A 25094-nucleotide genomic window follows, 5' to 3' on the forward strand; every position below is an offset into this window, starting at 1 on the left:
GACGGCTTCAGCCGACCAGCCACGGCAGGTCGTGGCCCATCCGGTCGCGCTTGGTGAGCAGGTAGGCCAGGTTGTGCCGACCCGCCTGCACCGGTATCGGCGCCCGGTCCTTGACCTTGAGTCCGTGGTCCAGCAGCGCGGTCTGCTTGTCCGGGTTGTTGGTGAGCAGGGTGAGCGAGCGCACCCCGAGGTCGGTGAGCATCTGGGCGCCGAGGCTGTAGTCGCGGGCGTCGGCGGGCAGGCCGAGCTCCAGGTTGGCGTCCACGGTGTCCCGGCCCTGCTCCTGCAGCTGGTAGGCGCGCAGCTTGTGGCCCAGGCCGATGCCGCGCCCCTCGTGGCCGCGCAGGTAGAGCACCACGCCACGGCCGGCCTCGGCGACCCTGGCCAGCGAGGCCTCCAGCTGCGGGCCGCAGTCGCAGCGCAGCGAGCCGAAGACGTCTCCGGTCAGGCACTCGGAGTGGACCCGGACCAGCACGTCCTCGCCGTCCGGCAGCCGCCCGTCGGCGTCCAGGCCGCCGGCGACCAGGGCGATGTGCTCGGTGCCGTCCATGGTGCCGCGGTAGCCGACCGCGGTGAATTCGCCGTGCACGGTGGGCAGGGCGGTCACGGCGACCCGCTCGACCTGGGACTCGGTGCGGCGGCGGTAGGCGATCAGGTCCTCGATGGAGATGATCGACAGGCCGTGCTCGCGGGCGAAGGCCACCAGTTCGGGCAGTCGGGCCATGGTGCCGTCGTCGTTGACCACCTCGCAGATGGCGGCCGCCGGGGGCAGCCCGGCCAGCCGGGCCAGGTCCACGCCGGCCTCGGTGTGGCCGGGCCGGGCCAGCACCCCGCCGTCCACCGCGCGCAGCGGGAAGACGTGGCCGGGGCGGGTGAAGTCGCGGGCGGTGGAGGCCGGTTCACCGAGCAGGCGGATGGTCAGCGCCCGGTCCACCGCGGAGATCCCGGTGGCCTCCACCTCGCGGGCGTCCACCGAGACGGTGTAGGCGGTGCCCTTGCGGTCCTCGTTGACCCGGGTCATCGGAGGCAGGCCGAGCCGGTCGGCGTCCGTCTGGGTGACGGGGACGCAGATCACTCCGGAGGTGTAGCGGATGGTGAAGGCGAGCAGCTCCGGGGTGGCGGCGGTGGCGGCGAAGATCAGGTCGCCCTCGTTCTCCCGGTCCTCGTCGTCCACCACGATCACGGCGCGGCCGGCCGCGATGTCGGCGATGGCCCGCTCCACCGGGTCGAGGGTCAGGTCGAGGTCGTGCGCGTGGGCGTTCATGCCGGGACTCCCTGCAGGGTGGGGGCGGGCTGCGGCAGCCGGGTGCGCAGCCACCAGGAGCGCAGGCCCAGCATCACCAGGACGAAGTAGACGAGGTAGACCAGGCCGGAGAAGGGCAGGCCGCTGGAGAAGGCGAGCGGGACGCCGACCACGTCGACCGCTATCCAGGCGAACCAGAACTCCACCCAGCCGCGGGCCTGGGCGACCATCGCCGCCAGCGTGCCGGTGAAGATGTAGGCGTCCGCCCACGGGGACCAGGAGAGGTTCCAGTGCTGGAACACCAGCGCCACCGCGACGGTGGCCACGGCGGTGCCGGCGACCAGCAGGGCGCGTTCGGTCCAGGTCGCGAACCGGATCCGGATGTCGCCGTCCTGGCTGCGGCCGCGCTGCCACTGGTACCAGCCCCAGATCGAGGTGGCGATCACGACCAGCTGCTTGCCCACCCCGCCGGACAGGTGCGCGGAGAGGTTGGCGCTGATCAGCACCAGGCCGGAGAGCAGCTGCACCGGCCAGCTCAGCACCGAGCGGCGCCAGCCGTAGGCCAGCCCGACCAGGCCGAGCGTGTTGCCGACCACGTCGTTCCACTTGAAGTGCTCGCCGAACAGGGTGAAGGCGACGGTGTTGAGCGAGTTCACGACGCGTCCCCCAGCGCGCGGGAGGCGAGCAGCCGCTCGACGTACTTGGCGAGGACGTCCACCTCGAGGTTGACCGGCTCGCCGACGGCCCTGGCACCCAGCGTGGTCAGCGCCAGGGTGGCGGGGATCAGGCTCACCGTGAACCAGTCGTCGCCCGCCTCGACCACGGTCAGGCTGATGCCGTCCACCGTGATCGAGCCCTTGTCCACCAGGTAGCGGGCGATGCTCTGCGGCAGCGAGAAGCGCAGCACCTCCCAGCGGGGCTTGCCGCTCGCGTCCAGCTCGCCCGGGGAGCGGTCCAGCAGGGTGCCGGTGGCGTCCACATGGCCCTGGACGAGGTGGCCGCCGAGCCGGGCGCCGAGCGCCATGGCGCGCTCCAGGTTCACCCGGGAGCCGGGGACGAGCGCCCCCAGGCTGGTGCGGTGCAGCGTCTCGGCCATCACGTCGGCACTGAACTCGCCGCTGCCGTCAGCCAGTTGTTCGGGGGTGTCGACCACGGTCAGGCAGACGCCGTTGACCGCGATGGAGTCGCCGTGCCGGGCCCCCTCGATCACCTGGGGACCGCGCAGGCGGATGCGCGAGGAATCTCCGTACTCCTCGATGGAGACGACCTCGCCGAGCTCTTCGATGATGCCGGTGAACACCCGGGTTCTCCTCGCGCTTTGAGCGCGGACTCCGGGGCGGCAGACATTGGGAAGCCGACTACGGGCCCGTCAAGCAGCGATACTCAAGGGACGACGGGTAGGCAGAGCCCTACCGCCGAACCGGACGCGGCTCCCCGGGAGGAGGCCGCGGTATCGCCGTGACAAAACCCGTCGCGCACGCCTCCCATCCGGACTTTAACCGTCGGTCCAGGAGTTTCACCTGGTCAACCGGCCGCTGGCTGCGGACGGGTCGCGGACTGTAACCGCCGGTTCGGAGTTTCACCGACCCCGGAGTGCGCTGAACGTCACTGCTTACTGCATTGCGGTCATTGTGCCATGATCCGCAACCGGCACGGGAGGGGGTGCGACTGTGCTCTCTTTCACGCCGGGGGCGGGAATGTCCGCGCCTGCGCGGGGGGCGCGGGAGGCCAGAGCACGAGGCGCGGGACGGCGCGAGGCCACGGGACGGTGTGAGGGCGCGGGACGGCGTGAGGGCGCGGGACGGCGCGAGGCCACGGGACGGTGTGAGGGCGCGGGACGACTGACTGTCAGGTCCTGCGGAACCAACGGCCGAGGTATGCGGCGACCTCCTCCGGGTGGCGGGCGGTCAGCGCGATGTGGCGGTCGGGGCGGAGCAGCAGCAGCGCGCCCGGCGGCAGCAGGCGCTCCTCCCCCGGGGCGGGCTCGACGGCGCGCACCTCGATCGGCAGCGGGTAGCGGGCCAGCAGGCGGGCCAGGTGCGGATCGCCGAGCGCCGAGCCGGACACCCGCAGCAGGGTCCAGTGCCGGTAGTCGAGCAGCTCGTGCAGCGGCCGCCAGTGGCCCTCGGTCCAGACCGGCAGGTCCGGTATCCGGTCCCCGGCCCGTTCCCCCACTGACAGGGCGCTCTCCCGGTGGTGCATGTCGAGGTCGCTCAGTCGGCTGCGGATCCGATCGGTGGCCCGCCGGCTACGCAGCAGACGCGGACCGAGCAGCCGCATGGAGAGCAGGGTGAGAGCGGTGCCGGGCAGTTCCATCCGGTCCCGGGCGGTCTTCCGCATCACCCGGAGCGCGGTCAGCCGCTGCTCGCTTGAGTAGGTGTCCAGCAACTCCGGTTCGGACCAACCGAGTTGCACGCTGGCCAGCTTCCAGGCCAGGTTGTGCGCGCCGCGCAGCGCGGTGTTGAGGCCGTGCGCGGCCACCGGCGCCCAGACGTGGGCACTGTCGCCGGCGAGCAGTCCCCGCCCGGAGCGCAGGGTGCGGGTGAACCGATCCTGGAACCTGGCCCGGTTGGTCCAGAGCGGGTCGGTGGCGGAGAGCTTCACGCTGGGGTCGTGCGCCGCCCTGGCGAGGAACGCGCTCATCTCGTCCAGGCTGGGCGGGGTGAGTTCGCGCTGGTCCGGGTCTGCGGTGAAGCCGTAGAAGCGGTAGCCGCCGCCGGGTCGGGGCGCAGCACCGGCCGAGATGCCGTGCGACAGGAACATGTAGGTGTGCCCGGGGCGGGCCGGGTACGACCAGTCGGCGATCGCATTGAACTGCACCACCTGCAGGTTCTCCCGCGGCCCGCCCTCGAAGGGCAGCCCGAGCGCCTTGCGGACCGTACTGTGCGCGCCCTCGCAGCCGACCACCCAGGCGCATCGCAGGGTGCGCTGCCGCCCGTCCGGCCCGCGGACGTCGACCTCGGCGGCGCCGGCTCCGACGCGGACCGCCACCGCCTCGCTGGACCACTCGACCTTGCCGCCGACCTCCAGCAGCCGCTCACCCAGCAGCCGTTCCATGGCGTCCTGCTCGATGCAGAGCGGATGCGGGAACCGGGTGCCGGGGGCGGCCATCGCGACCTCGCCGAGTGAGCGGCCCGCCACCACCAGCTCGGAGGTGCGCAGCGCCACGCCGTTGGCCAGGAACCGCTCGGCGCAGCCGAGATCGTCCAGCACCTCCAGCGCCCGCTGCCAGACCACCCCGGCCCGAGCCTGCCGCTTGCCGCTGTCCGCCTTCTCCAGCACCGCGACCTCCAGGCCGTACTGCCGCAGCCCGATCGCCAGGGCCAGACCGGTGGGCCCGGCGCCGACCACCACCACGTCGACCATGGCGGGTGGCTCCTCCTCTGACGTCATGTCAGCCTCCTTGGACCAGCAGCTGGGACGGGCCATGGAAGACCAAGTCCTGGGTGTAGCGCACCGGTTCGGCCGCTTGCTCGGCAACTGCCAAGTGGGGGAACCTGGTGAGCAGCATGGTGAGCCCGATCTCCGCCTCGGCCCGGGCCAGCGGCGCGCCCACGCAGTAGTGGATGCCGGTTCCGAAGCCGCAGTGGCGGTGGGTGTCGCGGCTCAGGTCGAGCCGGTCCGGCTGCCGGAACCGGGCAGGGTCGCGGTTGGCGGAGCCGAGCACCAGCACCACCTTGCTGCCGGCCGGCACGATGCGGTCGCCGAACCGGTCGTCCTGCCGCGCCAGGCGGCTGATCATCTGGACGGGCGCGTCATAGCGGATCAGCTCGTCGACGGCGGCCGCGGCGAGCAGCGGGCCCGAGCGGAGGGCGGCCAGTTGGTCGGGGTGGGCGAGCAGCGCGAGCAGGCCCTTGGCCAGCAGATTGGTGGTGGTCTCATGGCCGGCCGTCAGCAGATGGATACAGGTGCCGACCAGGGTGTCCTCGGACAACGCGGAGCCGTGTCGGAGCATCAGCCCGATCAGGTCGTCGCGCTCCCAGCGGCCGGGGCGGCGCAGTTCGGCCCGGAAGTAGGCGTCCAGCTCGCCGGCGGCCGCCTCGGCCAACTGGAAGGCACCGGCCCGGCGGCCGGTGCGTGCGCTGGTGGCCAGCTCCAGGTCCAGGGCCTGGGCGCGGAACCAGGCGCGATCGTGCTCCGGCACACCGAGCAGTTCGCTGATCACCAGCACCGGGAGCGGCGCGGCGAATCGCTCGACCAGGTCGGCCACGCCGTGCGCGGCCAGTTCGTCGGCCAGGCCGTCGGTCAGCCGGGCGGTGATCCGGCGGATCCGCGGCCGCAGCGCCTGCACCACCCGCGGCGTGAAGCTGCGGGCCACCAGGGCCCGCACCCGGGTGTGTTCGGGCGGGTCCATGAAGACCATCCAGTTGGCCACGGTGCGTTGCAGGTGCGGGCAACCCGACGGGAACCGGGCCGGCGCGGGGCCGCGGCAGTAGTCCCGGCGGCCGGAGAGCACCTGGGCGACGGCCGCGTGCCCGAACAGGTACCAACTGCCGTCGTCGGCCAGGTGGACCGGGTCGCTCTCGCGGTAGCGGCGGTAGAGCGGGTAGGGGTCGGGCAGGTGAACTTCGGCCGGGCGGAAGCTCATTGGTCCACCTCGCAACGCTCGGAGCGGCGTTTGGTCATCGGCCACCGCCCGCTATGGCGCGGCGCACGGCAGGTCGGAGCGTCGTAGGCCCACCCGCAACGGCGCGGCCTATCGCACGTCGGAGCGTCATCGGCCACCACCCGCAACGGCGCGGCCGATGGCAGGTCGGAGCGTCATCGGGCACCACCGCGCACGGTGTCGGCGAGCGCCCCGGGGTCGGCGGGCAACTCATCGGCGTGCCAGGCGACATGGCCGTCCGGGCGGACCAGCACGAAGCGGCTCCGGTAGACGTCCGCCCCGACCACCCCGAACGGGATCCTCCGATCGCTGAACGCCCGCTCCACACCGTCGAGTTCGGTGGCTGCCGTGACCAGCCGGAAGCCCGGCCCGTAGCTGTCGAGAACGCTGGCGCCGCCGGGCAGCCAGGCGTGCGGGGCGCGGTGGCCGGCCGCCGGTTCGGTGCGCCAGTCGGGCTCGGTCAGGCCGTCCGGGACGATCAGCGGCGACTGGTAGCGGTAGCCGAAGTGCACCTCGGGGGCCTCGAATTCGCGGCGCACCCCGCCGTTCCGCAGGCCGCGTGCAAGCTCCTGCCGAGCCCGCTCGCCGACCGGCGAGTCGAGCATCAGCTCCATCGGCAGCTGCCGGCCCAGGGCACGCTGGAGGTTGCGGTTGGCCTCGGTGAGACTCAGCTCGGCGACCGGCCGCCGCTCGGTGTCATAGCAGTCCAGCAGCCCGGGACCGGCCCAGCCGGCCAGCTCGGCGGCGAGCTTCCAGCCGAGGTCGGCGGCGTCTGCCAGCCCGGTGTTCATCCCGAAGCCGCCGGACGGCGAGAGGGTGTGAGCAGCGTCGCCGAGCAGCAGCACCCGGCCCTGGCGGAAGTGCTCGGCGACCCGGTGGGTGAGGTGCCAGACGTTCTCGGAGAGCAGCTCCACCGGTGTGTCCAGCGCGATCGCCGAGCGGATCAGGCCGAGCGCGTCCTGCTCGCTGTCCTGGGCCACCGTCAGCCGGTAGAGCTCGCGGCCGTCCATCGAACGCAGCGGGTAGCGCAGGCCGGGCGGCTGGGTGAGGAAGTACACCAGGGCGTTGCGGGAGCCGAGTTGCTCGCGCAGCCGGGGCGCCCGGAACAGGATGTTGCGGAACACCCGGGTGTCGAAGTACTGCGGTGCGTCGACGCCGAGGAGCTTGCGCACCGTGGAGGAGGCGCCGTCGCTGCCGACCAGGTAGCGGGCGGTGAACTCCAGGGTGCTGCCGTCGCGCAGGTCGGTGGCGGTGGCGCGGACCTGGTCGCCGTCCTGGGTGAAGGACTCCAACCGGGTCTGGCGGTGCAGCGGGCCGTCCGGGTGGACGCCGACGGCCTCGCCGAGCAGCGGCATCAGCCAGTGTTGCGGGCAGACCTGCTCCAGCTCGGGGGTGTAGCTGAGCGACGGCCGGGTGTCGGCGGTACCGAAGGCCAGCCGGTGGATCTCGTGGCCGCCGAGCGCGGTGACCCAGGCGATGTCCAGCGGGTGGTCACCGGGCCAGCCGGCCGCACGGACCCGGTCGGCCAGGCCCCAGTGGCGCATCAGCTCCATGGAGCGCGGCCCGACGGTGCCGACCTTGGGATGCTCCACCACACCGTCGGAGGCGTCCAGGACGACGCAGCGGACGCCGCGGGAGTCGAGGTCCAGCGCCAGCGCCAGCCCCACCGGGCCGCCACCGACGATCAGCACATCGGTCTCGTGGGTCTGGGCCTTGTTCGTCATCTGATTGGTCATCACACCACCCGGGTTCGGCGGAAGGAGTCGGCACGGCACGTCATCGGCACGGGCGCTGCGTCCGGATCGGGCGCTACGTCCGGATCGGGCGGGCATTCGATACGCGCCAGGGTTTGACGGTGATGTTCGGAAATACGCATCGCACCGCGCTTCACCGACGGAGTGTCGTACCCGGAATGGAAGCGGCAGGCCGGAATGCCTCCGCCAATACGATGATCTGCTTCGAGGATTTCCACCTGACAGCCGTGACACTCCAGCTCAGCGACTGTGACCAGACCGGCCGTTCCGGTGCCGATCACGGTGACCTGGCGGCCAGCGCGCATGACGGCACCCTCCTGGGAATCGACTCCAATAGATCCTGGAGTTCGGATGCAGTGGAATTGCCGACAGTATTTCAGGGGTCGGGTCTGATAAAACCTGATGGCCCGCGAACACCGGTTCACGGGGTCCTGGCGTCCGCCCCCGAATGCTCGGGGGCGCCGGGGGCGGACGCCGGGGGTGGCGGAGGCGCAGTCGATCGGTCGTCGGCACCTGCGGTACCCACCGGACGGGTGAATCGCCCACCGCCGGCCGGGTCCACCAGCACCAGCGCGCTGATCGCGGTCGGCGCCGGGCTCACCGACACCACCCGGTCCGCACGGAACCCGGGCCAGGAGTCGCCGTCGAACTGCGGTGCGCTGGTGTCCGCCACGGGCGGGGTCAACGGATTGCCGCAGGCACACCGCGCCCTGGGCACCCCGCGGTCGTCGACCAGCACGGCGCTGCCCGCCTGCAGGACGGACTGGAACGTCGTCGGCAGCCCGTCTGCGAAGCCGTGGTTGGTCACCCTGGTATCCGCCCGCAGCAGGACGGACGTGAGCGAATGCAGATAGTCCGGGAGCGCGCTCTGTTCGACTCCTGCCGTGTCGGCCCACGCCTTTCCCCGGTCGGCGTGCGCGGCGAGGAAGCCGGCCAGCTGCCCGACGTCGCAGCTGGCGGAGTGCTCGGTACCGCCGTAGAGGCCGGGGGTGTCGCCGTTCACCGTTCCGGTGGGCGGGGTGGCCACGCTGCCGGCGGGGGTCCGAGACGGGGTGACCGTGCTGCCGGCCGGGGTCGGAGACGGGGTGACCGTGCTGCCGGCCGGGGTCGGAGACGGGGTGACGACCACCGAGGGGGTGTAGGGGTCGCGGCCGAAGGAGCCGGCTGCCTGCCGGGTGATGTCGGTGGATCCGGTGTTGACGGCGGCGGTGCCTTGGGACGGCTGGCGCTCGATCAGGAGTGCGGCCAGTCCAGCGGCCACCACCACCCCGGCTCCCGCCGCCACCAGGGCACGCGAACGCTGCCACCAGGGTCGACGGGGGCCACCACCAGCGGGGCCGACCGTGGTGCGCGGGGGCGACGGCGGGGTGGGCGCTTCCCCGAGGGGCGCGGCCTCTGCGGCGGCCGGCTGACCGGGCGCTTGCTCGGGGCCCGCCGCCGGCCCACTCGATGACTCGGTGGGCTGCTCCGAATCTGACGGCTCTTCAGCGCTCACGCCCCATTCTCCCCGTGCGTTCCGACGCCCTCGCAACCGCTGCTGCGATGAACGGGCCACCGAGCGCTCTCACGCAGGCGCGAAGGGCGTCAGCCCTCCTCGCGTCTTCGTGGCGATCACCCGGCGCGATGACTGCGTCGATTGCGTCCCTTGCAGTCATCGCATTCATCGCGCCTGCATCCATGGCGTCGATCGGCTGCGGCGATCAGCTGCTGCGATGAGCTGAGTCGCTCAGCTGCGTCGATTGCGTCGATCAAGGTCGTCACCTGTCGTGATAGTGTCGTCACACAGAGCACAGGGGCCACTTCTGCCCCGTGTGCCTCAGGCTTTCTGCCACCCAAGACACACCTTCAGTCGCCAGGACGAGAATCGATGCGCGAGGACACGCTGCTCCGCCCCGCCACGACCGACACCACCGCACCGCTGACCGGAGTCGCCCTGACGGCCACCGGTCGCGGCTTCCCCCTCCGGCTGGCGATCCACCAGCTCCGGCTGCTCGGTGCCGAGTTGACTGAACATCATAAGTCCTCCGCACCAGCCAGATTGACCTTGGGCGTCGGCTCGGGCGCCGTCACCTGTGCGCTCGACTGGGCCGGGCCGGTGGCGATGCCGCTGGCGAGTGAGGCGGACGTGCAGGCAGCCTGCGGGTTGGCCGCCGTGCACGGGCGACGGTACGGCACGCCGCAGCCGCTGGGCATCGAGTACGCGAGTGCGGTGGCCGGAGTGCTGGCCGTGCAGGGCCTGTTGGCCGCTCGCCTCACTGTACTGCGCGGCGGCTCGGCACGCCGGGTGCGCACCTCGGTGGCGGGTGCGGCGTTACTCGCGGTCGGCCAGTACCTGGCGGCGGCGACGGCGGACGATCCGCCCGAGCCGACCCGGGCCGACACCGGACCTCCGCCGTTCACCAGCGCCGACGGGGTGCGGTTCGAGATCGAGGCGCTGGACCCCGGGCAGTGGCTGGCGTTCTGGAGCGGCCTCGGGGTGGCCCGTCCGGTGGTCGGACAGGGCTGGCCGCCGTTCCAACTCCGTTTCGCCACCGGGAGTTGCGCACTTCCGGCGGAACTCGACCTGGCCACCCGGCAGCTGAGCTACCGCCAACTGACCGATGCGGCCGTGTCGGTCGGGGTGTCGATCGTCCCCGTCCGTGCCCAGGGGCCGAGCGGCTACCGGCTGCCGCCGTGGCGGATCGAGAGCGTCCCCGGGCCCGGTTCACCACTGCCGCCTGCGCCGGCCGGTGCGGGCCCGCTCGCCGGGCTGGTGGTGGTCGAGATGACCCGTCGGCTTCAAGGTCCGTTGGCCGGGCACCTGTTGGCACTGCTCGGTGCCGAGGTGATCCGGGTCGAGCCGCTCGGCGGGGACCCTCTGCGCGGGGTACCGCCGATGGTGGGCGAGGTATCGGCCCGGTTCCATGCGCTCAACCGGAACAAGCGGGTGTTCGAGGCCGACCCGCGCTCCCCCGCCGGTCGCCGGGCGATCCGTGAACTGATCGGTGGCGCCGAGGTGTTCCTGCACAACCTGGCTCCTGGCAAGGCGGAGTCCTTCGGGCTCGACCCCGGGCAGCTACTGGCCGAGCAGCCGGGCCTGGTGCACGCCTGGGCATCAGGCTGGGGTGAACTCTTCAACCCCGACGGCAACGCCTTTGGTAGCGGCTTGCCCGTGGGCACCGACTACCTGGTGCAGGCGCACAGCGGACTGGCCGCGCTGGTGACGCCGCCCGGGCGGCCGGTGGCCCCCGCGCTGCTGACCATCACCGACGTCTTCGGCGGCCTGGTCAGCGCGACCGGGGTGCTGGCCGCCCTGGTGGCCCGGGCCGGCAGCGGCTTCGGGCAGCGGGTCGACTCCTCCCTGTTCTCCGCCGCCGTCGCCCTGCTGGACATGGCGTCCCCGCCCGACGCTCCCCCGGCCCGCTTCCCTGCCGCCACCCCCGAGGAGTTGGCCGCCGACCCCCGGTTCGCCGCCGCCCTCCAGCACGACAGCTGCGTACTGCCCCGGGCGCCCTGGCAGTTCGACGCCTGACGGGCCTGCCACGGCACTTCGCGGCACTTCGACACCTGGCAGGTCCGGCAGTTCGACGACTGACCGGGTCCCGCACATCCGACCCACGGAGCCCCCATGAGCTGGACCTCCCGCCAAGGCCTCACCCTCGCCGACCGCGTCCCGACCGCCCTGCGCCGCGCCTGGTCGGCGGACGGCCACTACCTGGACAGCGACATCTACCGGCTGTTCCGGCAGCGCGTTCTCGCCCACCCCGACCGGGATGCGGTGATCCACGGCGACACTGCGGTCAGCTATGCCCAACTCGACTACTGTGTCGGACGGTTCGCCGGCGCGCTGGCAGCGGCCGGGGTGCGTGACCGGGAGATCGTGGCCGTCCGGCTGCCGAACGGGTGGCCGGCACTGGCCGCTGAACTGGCCGCCGCCCGCCTCGGATCGGTGGCGCTGACCTTCCCGGACGGCCCCGGCAGCAGCGAGGCCCGCTCCCTGCTGGCTCGCTCCCGGGCCACCGCGCTGGTCACCACCAGGCCGCTCGACACCACCGATCTGCCCCACCTCAAGGCAGTTCTGACACCCGAGCAGCTCATCGCATGCCAGGAGAGCGCCGATCCCGCAGCGCCGGCCGGCCCCGATGCGCCGGCCCGCATCCTGGTCTCCTCCGGTTCCGAGGCCGAACCGAAGATGATCGCCTACTCGCACAATGCCATGGGCGGCGGCCGAGGCAACTACCTGCGGGCCATCTACGACGGCGAACCGGCGCCCCGCTCCCTGATCCTGGTGCCGCTGTCGGCCTCCTACGGCTCGCTAGGTACCGTCTCGCTCTACCGCCACGGCGCCACCCTGGTGCTGCTCGACCGCTTCGACCCGGTCGCCGCGCTGCGGGCGATCGCCGAGCACCGGGTGACCCATCTCTTCGCGGTGGCCACCATCCTGCGCCGCATGACCGCCCAACCATCGTTGACCGGAGAGGACTTGAGCAGTCTGCAGGCCGTGATCGCCAGCTGCGACGGGCTACCGGCCGGGGTGCTCGCCGCAGCCCTGGAGCGGTTCGGCCGCCCGGTGAGCAACGTCTACGGCTCCTCGGACGGCGTCAACTGCCGTGGCGAATACCGCATCACGGGCGCCGAGACCACTGTGCTGGACCGCCCGGACCCGGCCGTCTGCGACTTCGAGGTCCGCGACGAGCAGGGCTGCCCGCTCCCGGCCGGCACCGCCGGGGAGTTGTGGGCGCGCGGGCCGATGACCCCGCTCTGCTATGTCGGCGCTCCGGAGCTGGACGCCCGCAGCCGGGACGCAGTCGGCTGGGTGCGGACCGGCGACCACGGGCTGATCGACCAGCACGGCAGACTTCAACTGCTACGGCGCAACAGCCAGTTGATCAAGCGCGGCGGGTACTCGATCAGCCCGGCCGAGGTGGAGCGGCACGCCGGTGCGCACCCCGCGCTGGCCGAGGCGATCTGCGTGCCGGTGCCGGACGCCGACCTGGGCGAGCGGCTCTGCGTCTGCGTGGTGCCGCACCAGGACCACCCCACCCCGACCCTCGCCGAGCTCAACCACTTCCTGGAGGAGCAGCGCGGGCTGGAGCGCCGCAAACTGCCCGAGCAGCTCGTGGCGCTGACCGCCCTGCCGCTGGGCAGCACCGGCAAGCTCTCCCGCACCGAACTCTCCCGGATGGCACGGGAGATCCTCGCGTAGCGGCGGCTGCCGGAGCCGGCCCCACAACCAAGGATCCGCTTCACCCCACCTGCTGCCCACGGCACCTACTGACCTGGTCACCTGCTGCCCAGGTCACCTACTGGGAGTCTCCGTCATCTGCTGCGAGCCCAGCACCCGCAGCAGTTCCATGCGGCCGGCCGACTCGCTGCCCGGTCGGGCCGTGTAGACCAGAAGCAGTTGGCCGTCCCGAGCGCCGCACAACACCTCGCAGTCCACTTCGATCGGCCCGACCACCGGGTGCAGCACGGTCTTGCGCCCGCTGCGCCGGGTGGCCACGTCGTGCCGGGCCCACAGCTCGGCGAACTCCTCGCTGGTGGCCAGCAGTTCGTCGACCAGTTCGGCGGCCTCGGCGTCGTCCGGCTGAGCCGCGCGCACCGCCCGCAGGTTGGCCACATGGCTGCGGGCCAGCTCCTCGTGCTCGGCCGCCGGGAACCGCTCGCGGCTGGCCGGGTCGGTGAACCACGCCCACATCACGCTGCGTTCACGCGGCGGCAGTTGGGAGCGGTCGCCGAGCAGCGCGATCGCCATCCGGTTCTGCGCCAGCACATCGCCGAGCTTGGAGACCACCTGCGCCGGGGTGTCGTGCAGGCGGTCCAGGATCAGCAGCAGGGCCGGCTGGAGGTGGGTCAGCGTGCGCCGGGTGCGGGGCGGTTCATGGCCGGCCAGGTGGAACAGGTGGTTGCGCTCGTCCTCGGTGAGCCGCAGCGCGCGGGCCAGCGAGACGAGCAGCTGCGGTGAGGGCTGCGGGCCGCGGGCCTGCTCCAGGCGGGCGTAGTAGTCCACCGAGAGGCCGGCCAGTTGGGCCACCTCCTCGCGGCGCAGTCCGGGGGTGCGGCGCCGGGCGCCGGGCGGCAGCCCCACGTCGGCGGGCGCCAGCCGGGCGCGGCAGCGGCTGAGGAAGTCGGCGAGTTCCGTGCGGTCCGTCATGATCCCAGGATGCCGGTCGGCCGGCCGGCTGATCCAGGGCGGGTCTATCCAGGGATTGCCAGTCCCTGGTTGGGCAAGCCGCTGCTCAAGAGGTCTCTCCCGCTCCCCGGGCGGCGTCGGCAGGCTGGTTGTCGAGCCCGGCGGACGGCGCCGGACGACGATTCAGGGAGAGACCATGGCGAGGATTCTGGTGACCGGTGCGACGGGTCAGGTCGGTCAGCGGTTCGTGCCGCGGCTGGTGCACTGGGCCGGCACCGACACGGTGCGGGTCCTGGTGCGCGACGCCGCCCGGGCCGAGGCGCTGGCCCGGCTGGGCGTCGAGGTGGTGGAGGGCGACCTGCGGGACGCCGACGACCGGGCGAAGGCGCTGGTCGGGGCCGACTCGGTGGTGAACGTGGCCGCCGCCTTCCGTGATGTGCCGGACGAGGAAGCCTTCGAGGTGAACCGTGACGCGGCCGTGGAGCTGGCCCGGCAGGCGCTGGCGGCGGGGGTGACCCGGTTCGTGCAGACCAGCACCAACCTGGTGTACGCCGGGGGCCTGGGCCGGCCCGCACACGAGGATGACGAGCTGGCGCCCGGTCCGCTGTTCGGCGCCTACGCCGTGTCCAAGGCGCAGGCCGAGCTGGCGATGCGGGAGTTGGACCCAGCGTTGGGCCTGACCATGGTGCGGCTGGCCTTCGTCTACGGCGAGGGCGACAGCCACCTGCGGGACGTGGTGCAGCGGGTGGCGAGCTGGCCGGCGCACAAGCGGCTGGCCGTGGTGCACCACGCCGATGCGAGCCTGGCGCTCTGGCGGGCGCTGAGCACGCCGGGTGCGGCCGGCCGGGCCTACAACGTGATGGGCGACGCGCCGATTTCGGCCGTCGAGCTGCACCAGCTGCACGGCGTGCCGCTGCCGGCGGACACGGCCGGCCGGGTGGACGAGGACCCGTGGCACGGCTTGGTCTCTACCGCCCGGATCCGGGCGGAGCTCGGCTGGCGCCCGCTCTTCCCGTCGGTCTGGACGGCCCAGGACGCCGGGGCGCTCTGAACCTGCCACGCTGTCGGGCGCGGTGACGGGAAATCAGGCCTGCTTAAGGATCGCCTTATTGACTCACCACATTGGTCTCGACCAATGTGGTGCTGTCGCCGGCACGCCCCCACCGTCCCCGGCAGCGCACCCCCGTGCCCTGCCCCGCCCCGAGGAGGACCCGCCCATGAGGCGCGTCACCCTGCCCGCCTTCGTGACCACCGCCCTGCTGGCCGGAGCCGTACTGCCGCTCTCCCTGCCGGCAGCCGCCGCCCAGGCCGACGCCGGCGTCTCCGGGCTGGTCGCCACCGCCTCGTCGCCGCAAAGCTGGTCGAGCGGCTTCGAGTTGGACTTCACCGTCACCAACCACACCAACACCACGGTGAATTCCTGGTCCATCACCTTCGACCTGCCAAGCGGTGAGAGCATCGGCGGCAGCGCCTGGAACGGCACGCTGACCAGCAGCAACGGCCACTACACCATCACCTCGCCGAGTTGGGCCTCGCCGCTCGCCCCGGGCGCCTCGGCACCCGTGGTCGGAATGGACGTGAGCGGCAGCGGCACCCCCGCGCTGCCGGTCAACTGCCTGATCAACAACCAGCCCTGTGCCGGCGGCCCGGTGGACACCACCCCGCCCAGCGTGCCGACCGGCGTCACGGTCTCCGCCACCGGCCCGGGTGCCGTCACCTTGAGCTGGCAGCCCTCGACCGACAACGTCGCAGTGGCCGGCTACCGGGTCCACGAGGGCAGCGCCGTGGTCGCGTCGACCACGACGGGCACCGGCGCCACGGTGTACGGGTTGCTGGCGGGCAGCAGCCACACCTTCACCGTCACCGCCTATGACGCGGCCGGCAACGAGTCCGCGCAGTCCGCCGCCGTCACCGGGGTGGCCGGCAGCGGCAGCACGGCCGGCGTGGCCGCGCCCTTCGTCGACCTGGGCGCCTACCCGACGCCCAGCCTCACCCAGATCGCGGCCACCACCGGCCTCAAGCAGTTCTCGCTGGGCTTCATCGTCAACGGCACCAGCGCCTGCACGGCCAGCTGGTTCAACGCCTACGATCCCGGAACCGCCTGGGACAAGGCCGACTTCGACGCCTTCCGGGCCACCGGCGGCGACATCCGCCCGTCCTTCGGCGGCGCCAACGGCACCGAACTGGCCCAGTCCTGCACCGATGTGGCGAGCCTGACCGCCCAGTACCAGAAGGTCGTCGACGCCTACGGGTTGGACCGGATCGACTTCGACATCGAGGGCGCGGCGGTGTCCGACCATGCCTCGATCGACCGCCGCTCGGCCGCGATCGCCGCCGTGCAGGCCGCCCAGCGGGCCAAGGGCCGCGACCTCAAGGTCTCATTGACCCTGCCGGTCCTGCCCAGCGGCCTGACCAGCGACGGTGTCTACGTGCTGCAGTCCGCCAAGGCGGCCGGCGTGGCGGTGGACGCGGTCAATGTGATGGCAATGGACTTCGGCGACACCGAGGCCCCCAACCCGGCTGGCCAGATGGGTAGTTACGCGATCCAGTCGGCCCAGTCGGCCCGGGCCCAGATCGCCCGGGTCTGGCCGGCCCTGACCACTGCGCAGACCTGGGCGATGGTCGGTGTCACCCCGATGCTGGGCCAGAACGACAACGCGGACGAGGTGTTCGGCACCGCCGACGCACAGCAGCTGCTGACCTTCGCGCAGCAGAACCACCTCGGCGAGCTCTCCTTCTGGGAGGTCACCCGGGACGGCAACGCCTGCACCGGTGCGCTGTTCAAGTGCACCAACATCCCGCAGACGCCGTACCAGTTCTCCAAGCTGTGGGCGGGCTACACCGGTTGAGGCCCGCTTCGCCGGTCGGCCCCGGCTCTTCGCCGGGGCCGACCCCGTCTCACCAGCTGGAGTGCAGCGGCTTGCCCTCGGCGTAGCCGGCCGCGCTCTGCACGCCGATGATCGCCTTCTCGTGGAACTCCTCGAGGGATCCGGCACCGGCGTAGGTGCAGGAGCTGCGCACACCGGCCACGATCGAGTCGATCAGGTCCTCGACGCCCGGGCGGGCCGGGTCGAGGAACATCCGCGAGGTGGAGATGCCCTCCTCGAAGAGCGCCTTGCGCGCCCGGTCGTAGGCGGACTCGTCGGCCGTCCGGTTGCGCACCGCGCGGGCCGAGGCCATGCCGAAGCTCTCCTTGTACTGCCGGCCGTCGGGCGCGGTCTGCAGGTCGCCCGGCGACTCGTAGGTCCCGGCGAACCAGGAGCCGATCATCACATTGGAGGCGCCGGCGGCCAGCGCCATCGCCACGTCACGCGGGTGCCGCACCCCGCCGTCCGCCCAGACGTGCTTGCCGAGCTTGCGCGCCTCGTCGGCGCACTCCAGCACCGCGGAGAACTGCGGCCGACCGACGCCGGTCATCATACGGGTGGTGCACATCGCGCCCGGGCCGACGCCGACCTTGAGGATGTCCGCGCCCGCCTCGACCAGGTCGCGCACACCTGCCGCCGACACCACGTTGCCGGCCACGATCGGCACCTGCGGGTCCAGCGCCCGCACCGAGCGCAGCGCGTTGATCATCGTCTCCTGGTGCCCGTGCGCGGTGTCCACCACCAGCACGTCCGCACCCGCCTCGATCAGCGCCTTGGCCTTGCCGGCCACATCGCCGTTGATCCCGACGGTGGCGGCGATCCGCAGCTTGCCGGCCGCGTCCACGGCCGGGGTGTAGAGGGTGGCACGCAGCGCACCCTTGCGGGTCAGGATCCCGACCAGCTGCCCGTCCCCGTCCACCACCGGAGCCAGCTTGCGGTGGCCCTCGCCGAGCGCCTCGAAGGCAGCGCGCGGGTCCACGCTCTCCTCGAGCACCGTCAGGTCGCGCGACATCACCTCGGACAGGCTGGTGAACCGGTCCACCCCCTGGCAGTCACCCTCGGTCACCACGCCGACCGGCCTGCCGTCCTCGACCACCACCAGCGCCCCGTGCGCCCGCTTGGGCAGCAGCGCCAGCGCATCCGCCACGGTGGCCCCCGGGGTCAGCGTGACCGGCGTGTCGAACACCAGGTGCCGCTGCTTCACCCACCCGATGACCTCCGCGATCACCTCGGTCGGCAGATCCTGCGGAATCGCCACCAGCCCACCCCGCCGGGCCACCGTCTCGGCCATCCGCCGCCCCGCAATGGCGGTCATATTGGCCACCACCAGCGGAATCGTGGTCCCCGTCCCATCGTGCGAAGCCAGATCCACCCCCTGCCGGGACCTCACCGCAGAGCGGCTGGGGACCATGAAGACGTCGTCGTACGTCAGGTCGTGCGAGGGCTTGAGGTCGTTCAGGAAGCGCATGGAAGAGGGCTCTCCGAGTAGGCGGAAGGTACACCTGGGGCGCTGTTGCGGCTCTGCCGCCGGGCGCTCACGGGCGCCCGGCACCCAACCGTCGAGTCTCATCCATACCCGGGTCGAAAGCCAGTTCACACGCAAACGTTGAAGATCCACACAGGGATGCCCAGGCCTTACCCACGCAGTCCTGTAGGAAGCCACAAGGAGCCAGGGGCCGTGGCCGCCCCGCGTGCGAATCAACGCACCCCTGGGACCCGCTGACGGGCCAGTCGTGCCTCACACCGCTGCAGGTGTCGAATCGCCCTACTGGTCTTCTTCGGAAGATTCGGGCGGGAGATGTCAAGACGGCGGTGTCGGCTCCGACCGAGGGGTGAAGGGGCCCAGCCGGGCTCGCGAACCACGAGGAGGACGGGATGCAGTGCCCCATCGGCCCGCAGCCGCAATCCGCAACCGCATCGTTTCGAGGTCAGGAGACCGCGCCATGTCCCGTGTGAGGGTCCACAACTTCTCCGTATCCATCGACGGCTTCGGCACAGGTGAAGGGCAAAGTCTCGACGCGCCGTTCGGCCACGCCGGCGGACGGCTCCACGAGTGGTTCTTCCAGACCCGGACCTTCCAGGACATGCGCGGCGGCGCCGGTGGCAGTGCCGGTGTCGACGACGCCGTCGCCCGCACCTGGAACGCGGGCGTCGGCGCAGAGATCATGGGACGCGGCAAGTTCGGGCCGCAGCACGGTCCGTGGGAGGACCACGGGTGGTCCGGGTGGTGGGGAGCCGATCCGCCGTTCCACACGCCGGTGTTCGTCCTGACCCACCACCCCCGCCCCTCGGTGGAGATGGCAGGGGGCACCACGTTCCACTTCATCGACGCCAGCCCGCAGGAGGCGCTCCGTCAGGCACGCGAGGCCTCGGGCGGCCTGGACGTGCGGATCGGCGGCGGGCCGTCCACGATCCGCGCGTTCCTCGCGGAAGACCTCATCGATCACCTGCACATCGTCGTCGTCCCGATCGTCCTCGGCCGCGGCACGCGGTTGTGGGACGACCTCGAGGGGATGGAGCAGCGGTTCCACATCGAATCCGTGACCACTCCGAGCGGTGTCACGCACATGACCTTCACCCGGCCGTAGCGATCACCGGAACCGGCGACGACGAGCCGGCCCGCACCCGGTGCATTCCGAAGACCGACAGGACAGGACCATGAACATCACTTCCAAGGACGGCACCACACTCGCCGTCGACACGACCGGCCAGGGCACCCCGCTGATCCTGATCGGCGGCGCCTTCAACGACCGCTCGACCGTGGCCGGGCTCGCCGCCGAACTCGCAACCGGCTTCCGCGTGGTGACCTATGACCGACGCGGCCGGAGCGCGAGCGACGACAAGAGCGACGACTACCTGGTCGCCAACGAGATCGCCGACCTGGCGGCGGTCGTCGAGTACTTCGGCGGCCACGCCTCGGTGTTCGGCCATTCCTCTGGCGCCGCCCTCGCGATGGAGGCGGTCGTGCGCGGGCTGCCGATCGACCGGCTCGCCGTGTACGAGCCGCCCTACCGCGTGGACGACAACCTGCCGACCTCCCGGACTGATGTCAATGAGCGGCTCAAGTCCCTGGTAGCCGCCGGAGACGGTCCCGGTGCCGTGGAGCTGTTCATGGCGGAGGTGATCGGCGTCCCGGCCGAGGGGATCGCCGGGATGCGGGCCGGGGAGGTCTGGCCGTTCCTGGTCGGACAGGCACCGAGCCTGCCGTACGACGTACTGGTCATGCAGCCCTGGCGGCCGATGCCGGTCGAACGGATCGCCGGAATCGGTGTGCCGCTGCTGGCGGTCTACGGCGACCGCACCGAGCCGGGCCTGGCGGCAGCGACGAAGGCGGTCGCGGCAGCGGTACCGGGCGCCCGACTCGAAGCCCTGGCTGGAGAGGACCACGCGGTGCTCCAACGGCCCGCGGCGCTGGCGCCACTACTGGCGGAGTTCTTCGGCTGATCGCCCGCCCGGGCCTGCCATTCGAGTGGCCGCCGGCGGTCCGGCTGTCACGCGCGGATCGTCGTTGACTCCCCTCGCGTCCGACCGCAGCTCGACCGTGAAATCGGGCGTCACCGGCCCCGACCCCGGACGCGGCGACTGCGGTGCAGGCAGGCAGGCAGGCAGCACTCTCGCCGTGGTGGCCGGACGAGAGCCGATGGCGCTGATCTACCATCACGGCATGCCAGGAGTCCGTGACTACCCCCAGCAACTCGACCGTCCGGTCAGAGACGTTCAGGCCTACCTTTCCAGTCAGGGTGGAGTGCGCCCCTACGCCTTCGCCGCGGCCGACTTCGAGGCCCTCCCACTCGGCCGGGACCCGGCCCCGCCGTTCGAGTTCGTGAACGAGGTACCCGACACCGAACTGCCTGCGGAACTCGGAGCCGCCTTCGGCGAGGGGGTGCTCGCCCGACTGCGGGCCTGGTCCTATCACGGCGTTCTGCCCTACGCACTGCGGGTCCGGCTACGCCGGGCGCACTGGCGTGAGGGGCAGTCGACGGAGACCGGGTTCGCAGCGGCCGGGCAGCAAGCGGTCCGCGAGTTCTCCGACTGCTTCCATGACGGATCGGGCCCACGTCGGCTGGTCGTCGGCCGACCCGGCGCGCGGCAGCATGCAACCGGCGAGGTGTCGGCCATCCGGGACGTGCACGTTCGCCTGGTCAAGCCCACCGTGTGCGGACACTTCGCGATCGCCACCGCCGACTTCGAGCCGCTGCCCGCCGACGGGGAGCTGCTGTTCGAGTTCGCCCTGGAACTCTCCGAGGAACGTCTGCCCCTGGATCTCGCCGAGGCGTTCGAGCGTGGTCTGCGGGAGGAGCTCTATGCTGCGGGTGACGGTCGGCTACCCGTCCGAGCCTTCCGTGTCCGCTTGCACGACGCGCGGTGGAGCGCGGTGGACTCCAACGAGATGATCTTCCAGGCCGCCGGCCGCAAGGCTGCGGCCGAAGCCCTACGCCGCTCCCACGAGGGCGGCGGGCTCGGGACAGCCGGCAGATGACACACCCTGCGTTCCTCGAAGGTCCGCTGCGAGGCAAGCCAGGCAGCGGCGCCGACCACGGCGCCGCTGGCGATGGTGATGGCGGACCGTCAGGTGCGCCGCGGGCGGCCTCCGCTGCACGAAGTCACATAGTTGACGGTCACGTTGCCGCTTCCGCTGTTCACCGCCCTGCGTGTTCCTAAGACTTCCGCGAAGAAGGAGTCGCTCATCGGTCGCAGTCCCAGCGCCGAGGCGAGCCCCGAAGCGTTGAAAGAGCCACGACGAGTCGGGAGCGCTGCCAGTGCCTCAACGACAACCGGCTCGTACAGCCCCAGGTACCAGGGCGGCGTCGTTCAGGGGAACTGTCCGGTGGTCACGTGATGCCAAGTAAGTCACCCGGACCTGGCGGTACCCGATCTCCGAAACCAGGGCCGGAACGCCCCGTTGGAGCTCCTCAACTGCCGGCTCGCTCCGTCTCCTCGACGGTGGTCGGGCCGTTGACCTGAACCGGCAGAGACGACCAGGCGGAGCCGTGCTCTCGGGAGAGTTCGCCGGAGACGCGGCTGTACGCTGCGTCCAGTTCGGCCAGTTTTCCGCGCAGACCCTTCAGGCCCTCATCGACGATCTGGACTCCAAGATCGTGCCGGAACGCGAGCCGCAACAGGTAGACGCCGTCGGACAGCGAGTCGTCGAACCAGTTCTTCGCCCGATCGTATGCGACTTCGGGGTCCGGGCTGCCGGGTAGGTCTTTGACGATCCGGTAGCCGAGCCCAAGGGCGGCGTTGAGCTCGGAGGCGATGTCGAGGACCAGCTTCGGGATCACCATCTGGGCCTGCGCGTACTGGTCGTTCCACTCGTCCCGTGCACCGTCCAGGCGCGCCGAGTCGACGCTCTCACCGCGTTCCAGAGCGAGCACCGCGTCGCGGGCGGCCACCCGGTAGGCCCGGGCGGCCGCGTTGAGCGCGGCGTAGATCTCGCGCTTCATTTGCAGGGCCCGTTCGCGTTGCTCCGCCTCGCGCTCGGTGTCGCGCCGGCGCTGGTCCTCAGCGCGTTCTCGCTCGGCCCGACGGTTCTGCTCTGCGACCTCGGCACCATGGGCACGCTGCGTGAGCAGCGTGGCGCACAAGGTGCCACCTACGCCGACGAGCGCGACGGCGAGCGTGGTCCAGTCCGATGCAGACATCCCCGGTCCCCCTGAACTTCCGTGTACGGCCTGCGGGCCTCCAGGTCCGCACTGTAGTCCGCTGGCGAGGTGCGCAAGAAGCAGATGAGCGGGACTGTGTTCTGCGGCTGGGCGGAGCATCAGAAGGCGATGCGGACCTTGAGGGCCGAGCGGTCGTGCATGGCGCGGTAGCCGTCCGGGACACCGGCGAGGCCGACGGTGCGGTCGAAGACCAGACCGGGGTCGATGGCGCCGGACAGCACGTCCGGTAGCAGCTCGGGGATGTACGCACGGGCCGGAGCGACACCGCCGGCCAGCGCCACGTTCCGGTTGAACATCTGGGCGATGTCGACACCGGCGCTGCCACCGTGCGGGACGCCGACGTAACCGACCGTGCCGCCGTCGCGGGCGATCGAGATGGCGGTGCGGATGGACTCCTCGGTGCCGACGGCCTCCAGGACGGCGTGCGCGCCCCGACCGCCGGTCAGCTCCTTGACCGCCTCGATCGCGGCCTCACCACGCTCGGCGACCACATCGGTGGCGCCGAACCTGCGGGCGATCGCGGTGCGCTGCTCGTGCCGGCCGAGCGCGATGATCCGGCCGGCGCCGAGCCGCTGCGCGGCGAGTACCCCGCACAGGCCGACCGCGCCGTCGCCGACCACGGCGACCGTGGCACCCGGCCGGACCTTGGCGGCGACCGCGGCGTGGTGGCCGGTGCTCATGACATCCGAGAGGGCGAGCAGGCCGGGCAGCAACTTCTCCTCGCCGGCCGCCTCCCTGGGCAGCTTGACCAGGGTGCCGTCGGCGAACGGCACGCGGACGGCCTCGCCCTGACCGCCGTCCGAGCCGACCTCACCCCAAAAACCGCCCTCGGGGCAGGAGGTGTGCAGGCCCTCGCGGCAGAAGTCGCAGGTACCGTCCGACCAGACGAAGGGCGCCACCACGAAGTCGCCACGGGTGAAACCGGTCACCTCGGAGCCGACCTCCTCGACGATGCCGAGGAACTCGTGCCCGATCCGCTGCCCCGCCTCCCGGGCGGCGACGCCGCGATAGGCCCACAGGTCACTGCCGCAGATACAGGCGTTGACCACCCGCACTACGGCGTCGGTCGGCCGCCGGACCACCGGGTCGGGCACCTCCTCGATCCGGATGTCGTTGGGGCCGTGGATCACGGTGGCACGCACAGAACACTCCTGGCACTACTCAAAGACGTGGGGCTGTCAGCAGCCAGGGTCACCGTGCAGGTGTTCTCGTGTCCAGCTACATCTTCTACAACACACCTTTAAGGTGGGCTAATGCTCGATGTCCGACGACTCGTTCTCCTCCGTGACCTGGAGGTGCACGGCACGGTAACTGCCGTGGCCGATCTCCATGGCGTCACTCCCTCCGCGGTCTCGCAGCAACTGCGGCTGCTGGAAGAGGAGACCCGCATCCGCCTCCTGGAGCGCACAGGCCGTTCCATCCACCTCACGGCCGCGGGTCGTCGGCTGAGCATGGACACCGAGCACGTGCTCGCCGCTCTCGAACATGCCCGCATCCGCCTGCACACCGAAGCCGAAAGCCCCGCAGGCCCCCTCCGTCTCGCCTGCTTCCCCAGCGCCCTCGTTCCCCTGGCCGCCCCTCTCGGCAAGGCTCTGGAAGAGACCTGTCCGGATGTGCAGCTCCACATCACCGAGGCCGAACCCGACGCCGCTGTACGGCTGCTGCTCCAGCGCCGTGCCGACCTCGCCCTCACCTACCGGTACGACAACCTGGCCACGCCCCCACCCTCGGGCGTGGAGACCCGGACACTGCGAGCTGACCCCCTTGTCGCCATCCTGCCCTGCGACCACCCGGCAGCCCGGTCGGCCCACGCTCCCATCGAACTGCGGGAGCTGGCAGACACACTGTGGATCACCGCCCCGGCGCAGACCGCATGCGGAGATGCCGTCCTCCAAGCCTGCCGGTCAGCCGGGTTCACTCCCGAGGTGAGGAACATCTGCACCGACTTCTCCGCCATGATCGCTCTCGCCGAAAGCGCCGGCCACACGGCCCTGATCCCCCGCATGGCCGCCACCCACCTACCGCCCGCACTGATCGCGCGACCGGTGACGGACGGCACCCTCGCCCGCACGATCGAGATCGCCATCCGCCACGACACGGCACACGAACCCGCGATCGCCGCCTGCCTCAACACGCTGCACACGCTCCTGAAGGGACCAGCGTGAGGCGAGCGATTCCCCTGCTCGGCCATCAGCCCCCGCCACCTGGCCCGCCTCTTCCGTGCCGGGCCGGGCACCACGCCCGCGCGCGCTGGCTCGAGCAGTACGACCATCGATACGAGAATGAAACGCCCTTTACAGCAATCTGCTGCTACCGATGAAAGGGTGCAACGCTCTGCAAACAGGATTCTGACACCCTGTCACTACAGTGCCGCACATGCCGCATACCTACCGCCCAACTCACGTTCCCCACAACCGGACCCGCAGCCGAGCGCGCACCCAAGTCGCCCTGACCGCAGTGGCGTTGGCCGCAGGCCTCGCGCTCGCTGCACCCGCAGGGGCCGCACCCGAGGACGGGGCCGCCGCACGCCAGGTGGCCGTCCATCCGGAGGCGGTCACGGCCGCGCAGCAGCAGGCGGCGCCCCCTGTGTGATGGGCGGCGGCTCCAGTGGCGGTCCCCGTGTCGCCGACTTCGACCCGTCCTTTGGGATCGGCACCGTCGTGGGCGACAACACCCAGGGCGCCTTCTTCGACTCGTCGGGCCGGGTCTGCGACGCCGGCACCGCCTCCTGCGCCCGGCACCTGGTCGGCCCGCAGTTCACCTCCGCGATCACCAAGCCGCTGTACAAGGCCGCCGAAAGCGCCTGGAGCGTCGGCTGAGGCGTGCGTAACTCCTCGGCCTCACCCACC

At 71.6% G+C, this 25094-nt stretch carries 21 protein-coding genes and 1 riboswitch; of the genes, 9 read left to right on the plus strand and 12 right to left on the minus strand.

All coding sequences use genetic code 11. The annotated features are described in order from the left end of the window. Nucleotides 1-7: 7 nt before the first annotated feature. The 8 genes from E6W39_RS05000 to E6W39_RS05035 all read right to left on the minus strand — a co-directional run bounded on the left by E6W39_RS05000 (nucleotide 8) and on the right by E6W39_RS05035 (nucleotide 8888). Nucleotides 8-1264 (minus strand): bifunctional 3,4-dihydroxy-2-butanone-4-phosphate synthase/GTP cyclohydrolase II, encoded by a 1257-nt coding sequence (locus tag E6W39_RS05000; RefSeq protein ID WP_141632447.1) that lies wholly within the window; start codon nucleotides 1262-1264, stop codon nucleotides 8-10. Continuing rightward, complete coding sequence (locus tag E6W39_RS05005) at nucleotides 1261-1899, minus strand: nicotinamide mononucleotide transporter family protein (RefSeq protein ID WP_141632448.1); 639 nt, start codon at nucleotides 1897-1899, stop codon at nucleotides 1261-1263. Before E6W39_RS05005 ends, E6W39_RS05000 begins: the two co-directional genes overlap by 4 nt. After that, on the minus strand, nucleotides 1896-2543 hold the full coding sequence (locus E6W39_RS05010; RefSeq protein WP_141632449.1) for a riboflavin synthase: 648 nt from the start codon (nucleotides 2541-2543) through the stop codon (nucleotides 1896-1898). The genes E6W39_RS05005 and E6W39_RS05010 overlap by 4 nt, the downstream gene beginning before the upstream one ends. Nucleotides 2544-2715: 172 nt before the next feature. Beyond that, a riboswitch (FMN riboswitch) is annotated at nucleotides 2716-2843 on the minus strand. 248 nt (nucleotides 2844-3091) lie between these two features. Further along, nucleotides 3092-4636 (minus strand): FAD-dependent monooxygenase, encoded by a 1545-nt coding sequence (locus tag E6W39_RS05015; protein ID WP_181799103.1) that lies wholly within the window; start codon nucleotides 4634-4636, stop codon nucleotides 3092-3094. Between the two features lies 1 nt (nucleotide 4637). Then, the gene (locus E6W39_RS05020) at nucleotides 4638-5831 is read right to left on the minus strand and encodes a cytochrome P450 (RefSeq protein WP_141632451.1); all 1194 of its coding nucleotides are present in this window, start codon (nucleotides 5829-5831) and stop codon (nucleotides 4638-4640) included. Nucleotides 5832-6004: 173 nt separating this feature from the next. Beyond that, the gene (locus tag E6W39_RS05025; protein WP_228717976.1) at nucleotides 6005-7585 is read right to left on the minus strand and encodes an FAD-dependent monooxygenase; all 1581 of its coding nucleotides are present in this window, start codon (nucleotides 7583-7585) and stop codon (nucleotides 6005-6007) included. Continuing rightward, nucleotides 7585-7908, minus strand: coding sequence for an NAD(P)-binding protein (locus E6W39_RS05030; RefSeq protein WP_141632452.1), 324 nt, complete (start codon nucleotides 7906-7908; stop codon nucleotides 7585-7587). The genes E6W39_RS05025 and E6W39_RS05030 overlap by 1 nt, the downstream gene beginning before the upstream one ends. Nucleotides 7909-8024: 116 nt before the next feature. Next, nucleotides 8025-8888, minus strand: coding sequence for a DUF6777 domain-containing protein (locus E6W39_RS05035; protein WP_141632453.1), 864 nt, complete (start codon nucleotides 8886-8888; stop codon nucleotides 8025-8027). 582 nt (nucleotides 8889-9470) lie between these two features. On the opposite strand from E6W39_RS05035, the gene E6W39_RS05040 reads away from it, so the two are divergent. Together E6W39_RS05040 and E6W39_RS05045 are read left to right on the plus strand one after the other, a co-directional pair. Further along, nucleotides 9471-11114, plus strand: coding sequence for a CoA transferase (locus tag E6W39_RS05040; protein ID WP_141632454.1), 1644 nt, complete (start codon nucleotides 9471-9473; stop codon nucleotides 11112-11114). A 96-nt stretch (nucleotides 11115-11210) separates the two neighbouring features. Beyond that, complete coding sequence (locus E6W39_RS05045) at nucleotides 11211-12788, plus strand: class I adenylate-forming enzyme family protein (protein ID WP_141632455.1); 1578 nt, start codon at nucleotides 11211-11213, stop codon at nucleotides 12786-12788. 93 nt (nucleotides 12789-12881) lie between these two features. On the opposite strand, the gene E6W39_RS05050 is transcribed toward E6W39_RS05045, so the two are convergent. Next, nucleotides 12882-13736: a helix-turn-helix transcriptional regulator gene (locus tag E6W39_RS05050; RefSeq protein WP_141632456.1), complete on the minus strand. Its 855-nt coding sequence runs from the start codon at nucleotides 13734-13736 to the stop codon at nucleotides 12882-12884. A gap of 175 nt (nucleotides 13737-13911) precedes the next feature. Between E6W39_RS05050 and E6W39_RS05055 the strand changes: the two genes are divergently transcribed. Then, complete coding sequence (locus tag E6W39_RS05055) at nucleotides 13912-14766, plus strand: NAD-dependent epimerase/dehydratase family protein (RefSeq protein WP_141632457.1); 855 nt, start codon at nucleotides 13912-13914, stop codon at nucleotides 14764-14766. Between the two features lie 166 nt (nucleotides 14767-14932). After that, a complete protein-coding gene (locus tag E6W39_RS05060) occupies nucleotides 14933-16564 on the plus strand; it encodes a cellulose binding domain-containing protein (protein ID WP_141632458.1) in 1632 nt (543 codons plus the stop codon). 49 nt (nucleotides 16565-16613) lie between these two features. Here E6W39_RS05060 and E6W39_RS05065 read toward each other — a convergent pair whose 3' ends face one another. Continuing rightward, entirely contained in the window at nucleotides 16614-18050 is a 1437-nt protein-coding gene (locus E6W39_RS05065) for a GuaB1 family IMP dehydrogenase-related protein (protein WP_141632459.1), read from the minus strand. Between the two features lie 475 nt (nucleotides 18051-18525). Between E6W39_RS05065 and E6W39_RS05070 the strand changes: the two genes are divergently transcribed. The 3 genes from E6W39_RS05070 to E6W39_RS05080 all read left to right on the plus strand — a co-directional run bounded on the left by E6W39_RS05070 (nucleotide 18526) and on the right by E6W39_RS05080 (nucleotide 21062). Then, entirely contained in the window at nucleotides 18526-19170 is a 645-nt protein-coding gene (locus tag E6W39_RS05070; protein WP_141637555.1) for a dihydrofolate reductase family protein, read from the plus strand. Nucleotides 19171-19240: 70 nt separating this feature from the next. Further along, a complete protein-coding gene (locus E6W39_RS05075; protein ID WP_141632460.1) occupies nucleotides 19241-20026 on the plus strand; it encodes an alpha/beta fold hydrolase in 786 nt (261 codons plus the stop codon). Between the two features lie 220 nt (nucleotides 20027-20246). Beyond that, nucleotides 20247-21062 carry a hypothetical protein gene (locus tag E6W39_RS05080; protein WP_181799104.1) on the plus strand — a complete coding sequence of 272 codons (816 nt, stop codon included), beginning with the start codon at nucleotides 20247-20249 and terminating at the stop codon, nucleotides 21060-21062. A gap of 433 nt (nucleotides 21063-21495) precedes the next feature. On the opposite strand, the gene E6W39_RS05085 is transcribed toward E6W39_RS05080, so the two are convergent. Further along, on the minus strand, nucleotides 21496-22224 hold the full coding sequence (locus E6W39_RS05085) for a hypothetical protein (protein WP_141632462.1): 729 nt from the start codon (nucleotides 22222-22224) through the stop codon (nucleotides 21496-21498). A 119-nt stretch (nucleotides 22225-22343) separates the two neighbouring features. Continuing rightward, the gene (locus E6W39_RS05090) at nucleotides 22344-23387 is read right to left on the minus strand and encodes a zinc-dependent alcohol dehydrogenase family protein (protein ID WP_141632463.1); all 1044 of its coding nucleotides are present in this window, start codon (nucleotides 23385-23387) and stop codon (nucleotides 22344-22346) included. 111 nt (nucleotides 23388-23498) lie between these two features. Here E6W39_RS05090 and E6W39_RS05095 point away from each other — a divergent pair, with 111 nt between their 5' ends. Together E6W39_RS05095 and E6W39_RS39090 are read left to right on the plus strand one after the other, a co-directional pair. Then, a complete protein-coding gene (locus tag E6W39_RS05095; protein WP_141632464.1) occupies nucleotides 23499-24410 on the plus strand; it encodes a LysR family transcriptional regulator in 912 nt (303 codons plus the stop codon). A gap of 495 nt (nucleotides 24411-24905) precedes the next feature. Beyond that, nucleotides 24906-25064: a hypothetical protein gene (locus E6W39_RS39090; RefSeq protein ID WP_181799105.1), complete on the plus strand. Its 159-nt coding sequence runs from the start codon at nucleotides 24906-24908 to the stop codon at nucleotides 25062-25064. Nucleotides 25065-25094: the final 30 nt, after the last annotated feature.

This window comes from Kitasatospora acidiphila (genome assembly GCF_006636205.1).
Lineage (GTDB): Bacteria > Actinomycetota > Actinomycetes > Streptomycetales > Streptomycetaceae > Kitasatospora > Kitasatospora acidiphila.

Coding starts and splice junctions, on each gene's coding strand:
- E6W39_RS05000 (WP_141632447.1), bottom strand. CDS start 1,264: ATGAACGCCCACGCGCACGACCTCGACCTGACCCTCGACCCGGTGGAG.
- E6W39_RS05015 (WP_181799103.1), bottom strand. CDS start 4,636: ATGACGTCAGAGGAGGAGCCACCCGCCATGGTCGACGTGGTGGTGGTC.
- E6W39_RS05020 (WP_141632451.1), bottom strand. CDS start 5,831: ATGAGCTTCCGCCCGGCCGAAGTTCACCTGCCCGACCCCTACCCGCTC.
- E6W39_RS05025 (WP_228717976.1), bottom strand. CDS start 7,585: ATGACCAATCAGATGACGAACAAGGCCCAGACCCACGAGACCGATGTG.
- E6W39_RS05030 (WP_141632452.1), bottom strand. CDS start 7,908: ATGCGCGCTGGCCGCCAGGTCACCGTGATCGGCACCGGAACGGCCGGT.
- E6W39_RS05040 (WP_141632454.1), top strand. CDS start 9,471: ATGCGCGAGGACACGCTGCTCCGCCCCGCCACGACCGACACCACCGCA.
- E6W39_RS05045 (WP_141632455.1), top strand. CDS start 11,211: ATGAGCTGGACCTCCCGCCAAGGCCTCACCCTCGCCGACCGCGTCCCG.
- E6W39_RS05050 (WP_141632456.1), bottom strand. CDS start 13,736: ATGACGGACCGCACGGAACTCGCCGACTTCCTCAGCCGCTGCCGCGCC.
- E6W39_RS05055 (WP_141632457.1), top strand. CDS start 13,912: ATGGCGAGGATTCTGGTGACCGGTGCGACGGGTCAGGTCGGTCAGCGG.
- E6W39_RS05060 (WP_141632458.1), top strand. CDS start 14,933: ATGAGGCGCGTCACCCTGCCCGCCTTCGTGACCACCGCCCTGCTGGCC.
- E6W39_RS05065 (WP_141632459.1), bottom strand. CDS start 18,050: ATGCGCTTCCTGAACGACCTCAAGCCCTCGCACGACCTGACGTACGAC.
- E6W39_RS05070 (WP_141637555.1), top strand. CDS start 18,526: ATGTCCCGTGTGAGGGTCCACAACTTCTCCGTATCCATCGACGGCTTC.
- E6W39_RS05075 (WP_141632460.1), top strand. CDS start 19,241: ATGAACATCACTTCCAAGGACGGCACCACACTCGCCGTCGACACGACC.
- E6W39_RS05080 (WP_181799104.1), top strand. CDS start 20,247: ATGCCAGGAGTCCGTGACTACCCCCAGCAACTCGACCGTCCGGTCAGA.
- E6W39_RS05085 (WP_141632462.1), bottom strand. CDS start 22,224: ATGTCTGCATCGGACTGGACCACGCTCGCCGTCGCGCTCGTCGGCGTA.
- E6W39_RS05095 (WP_141632464.1), top strand. CDS start 23,499: ATGCTCGATGTCCGACGACTCGTTCTCCTCCGTGACCTGGAGGTGCAC.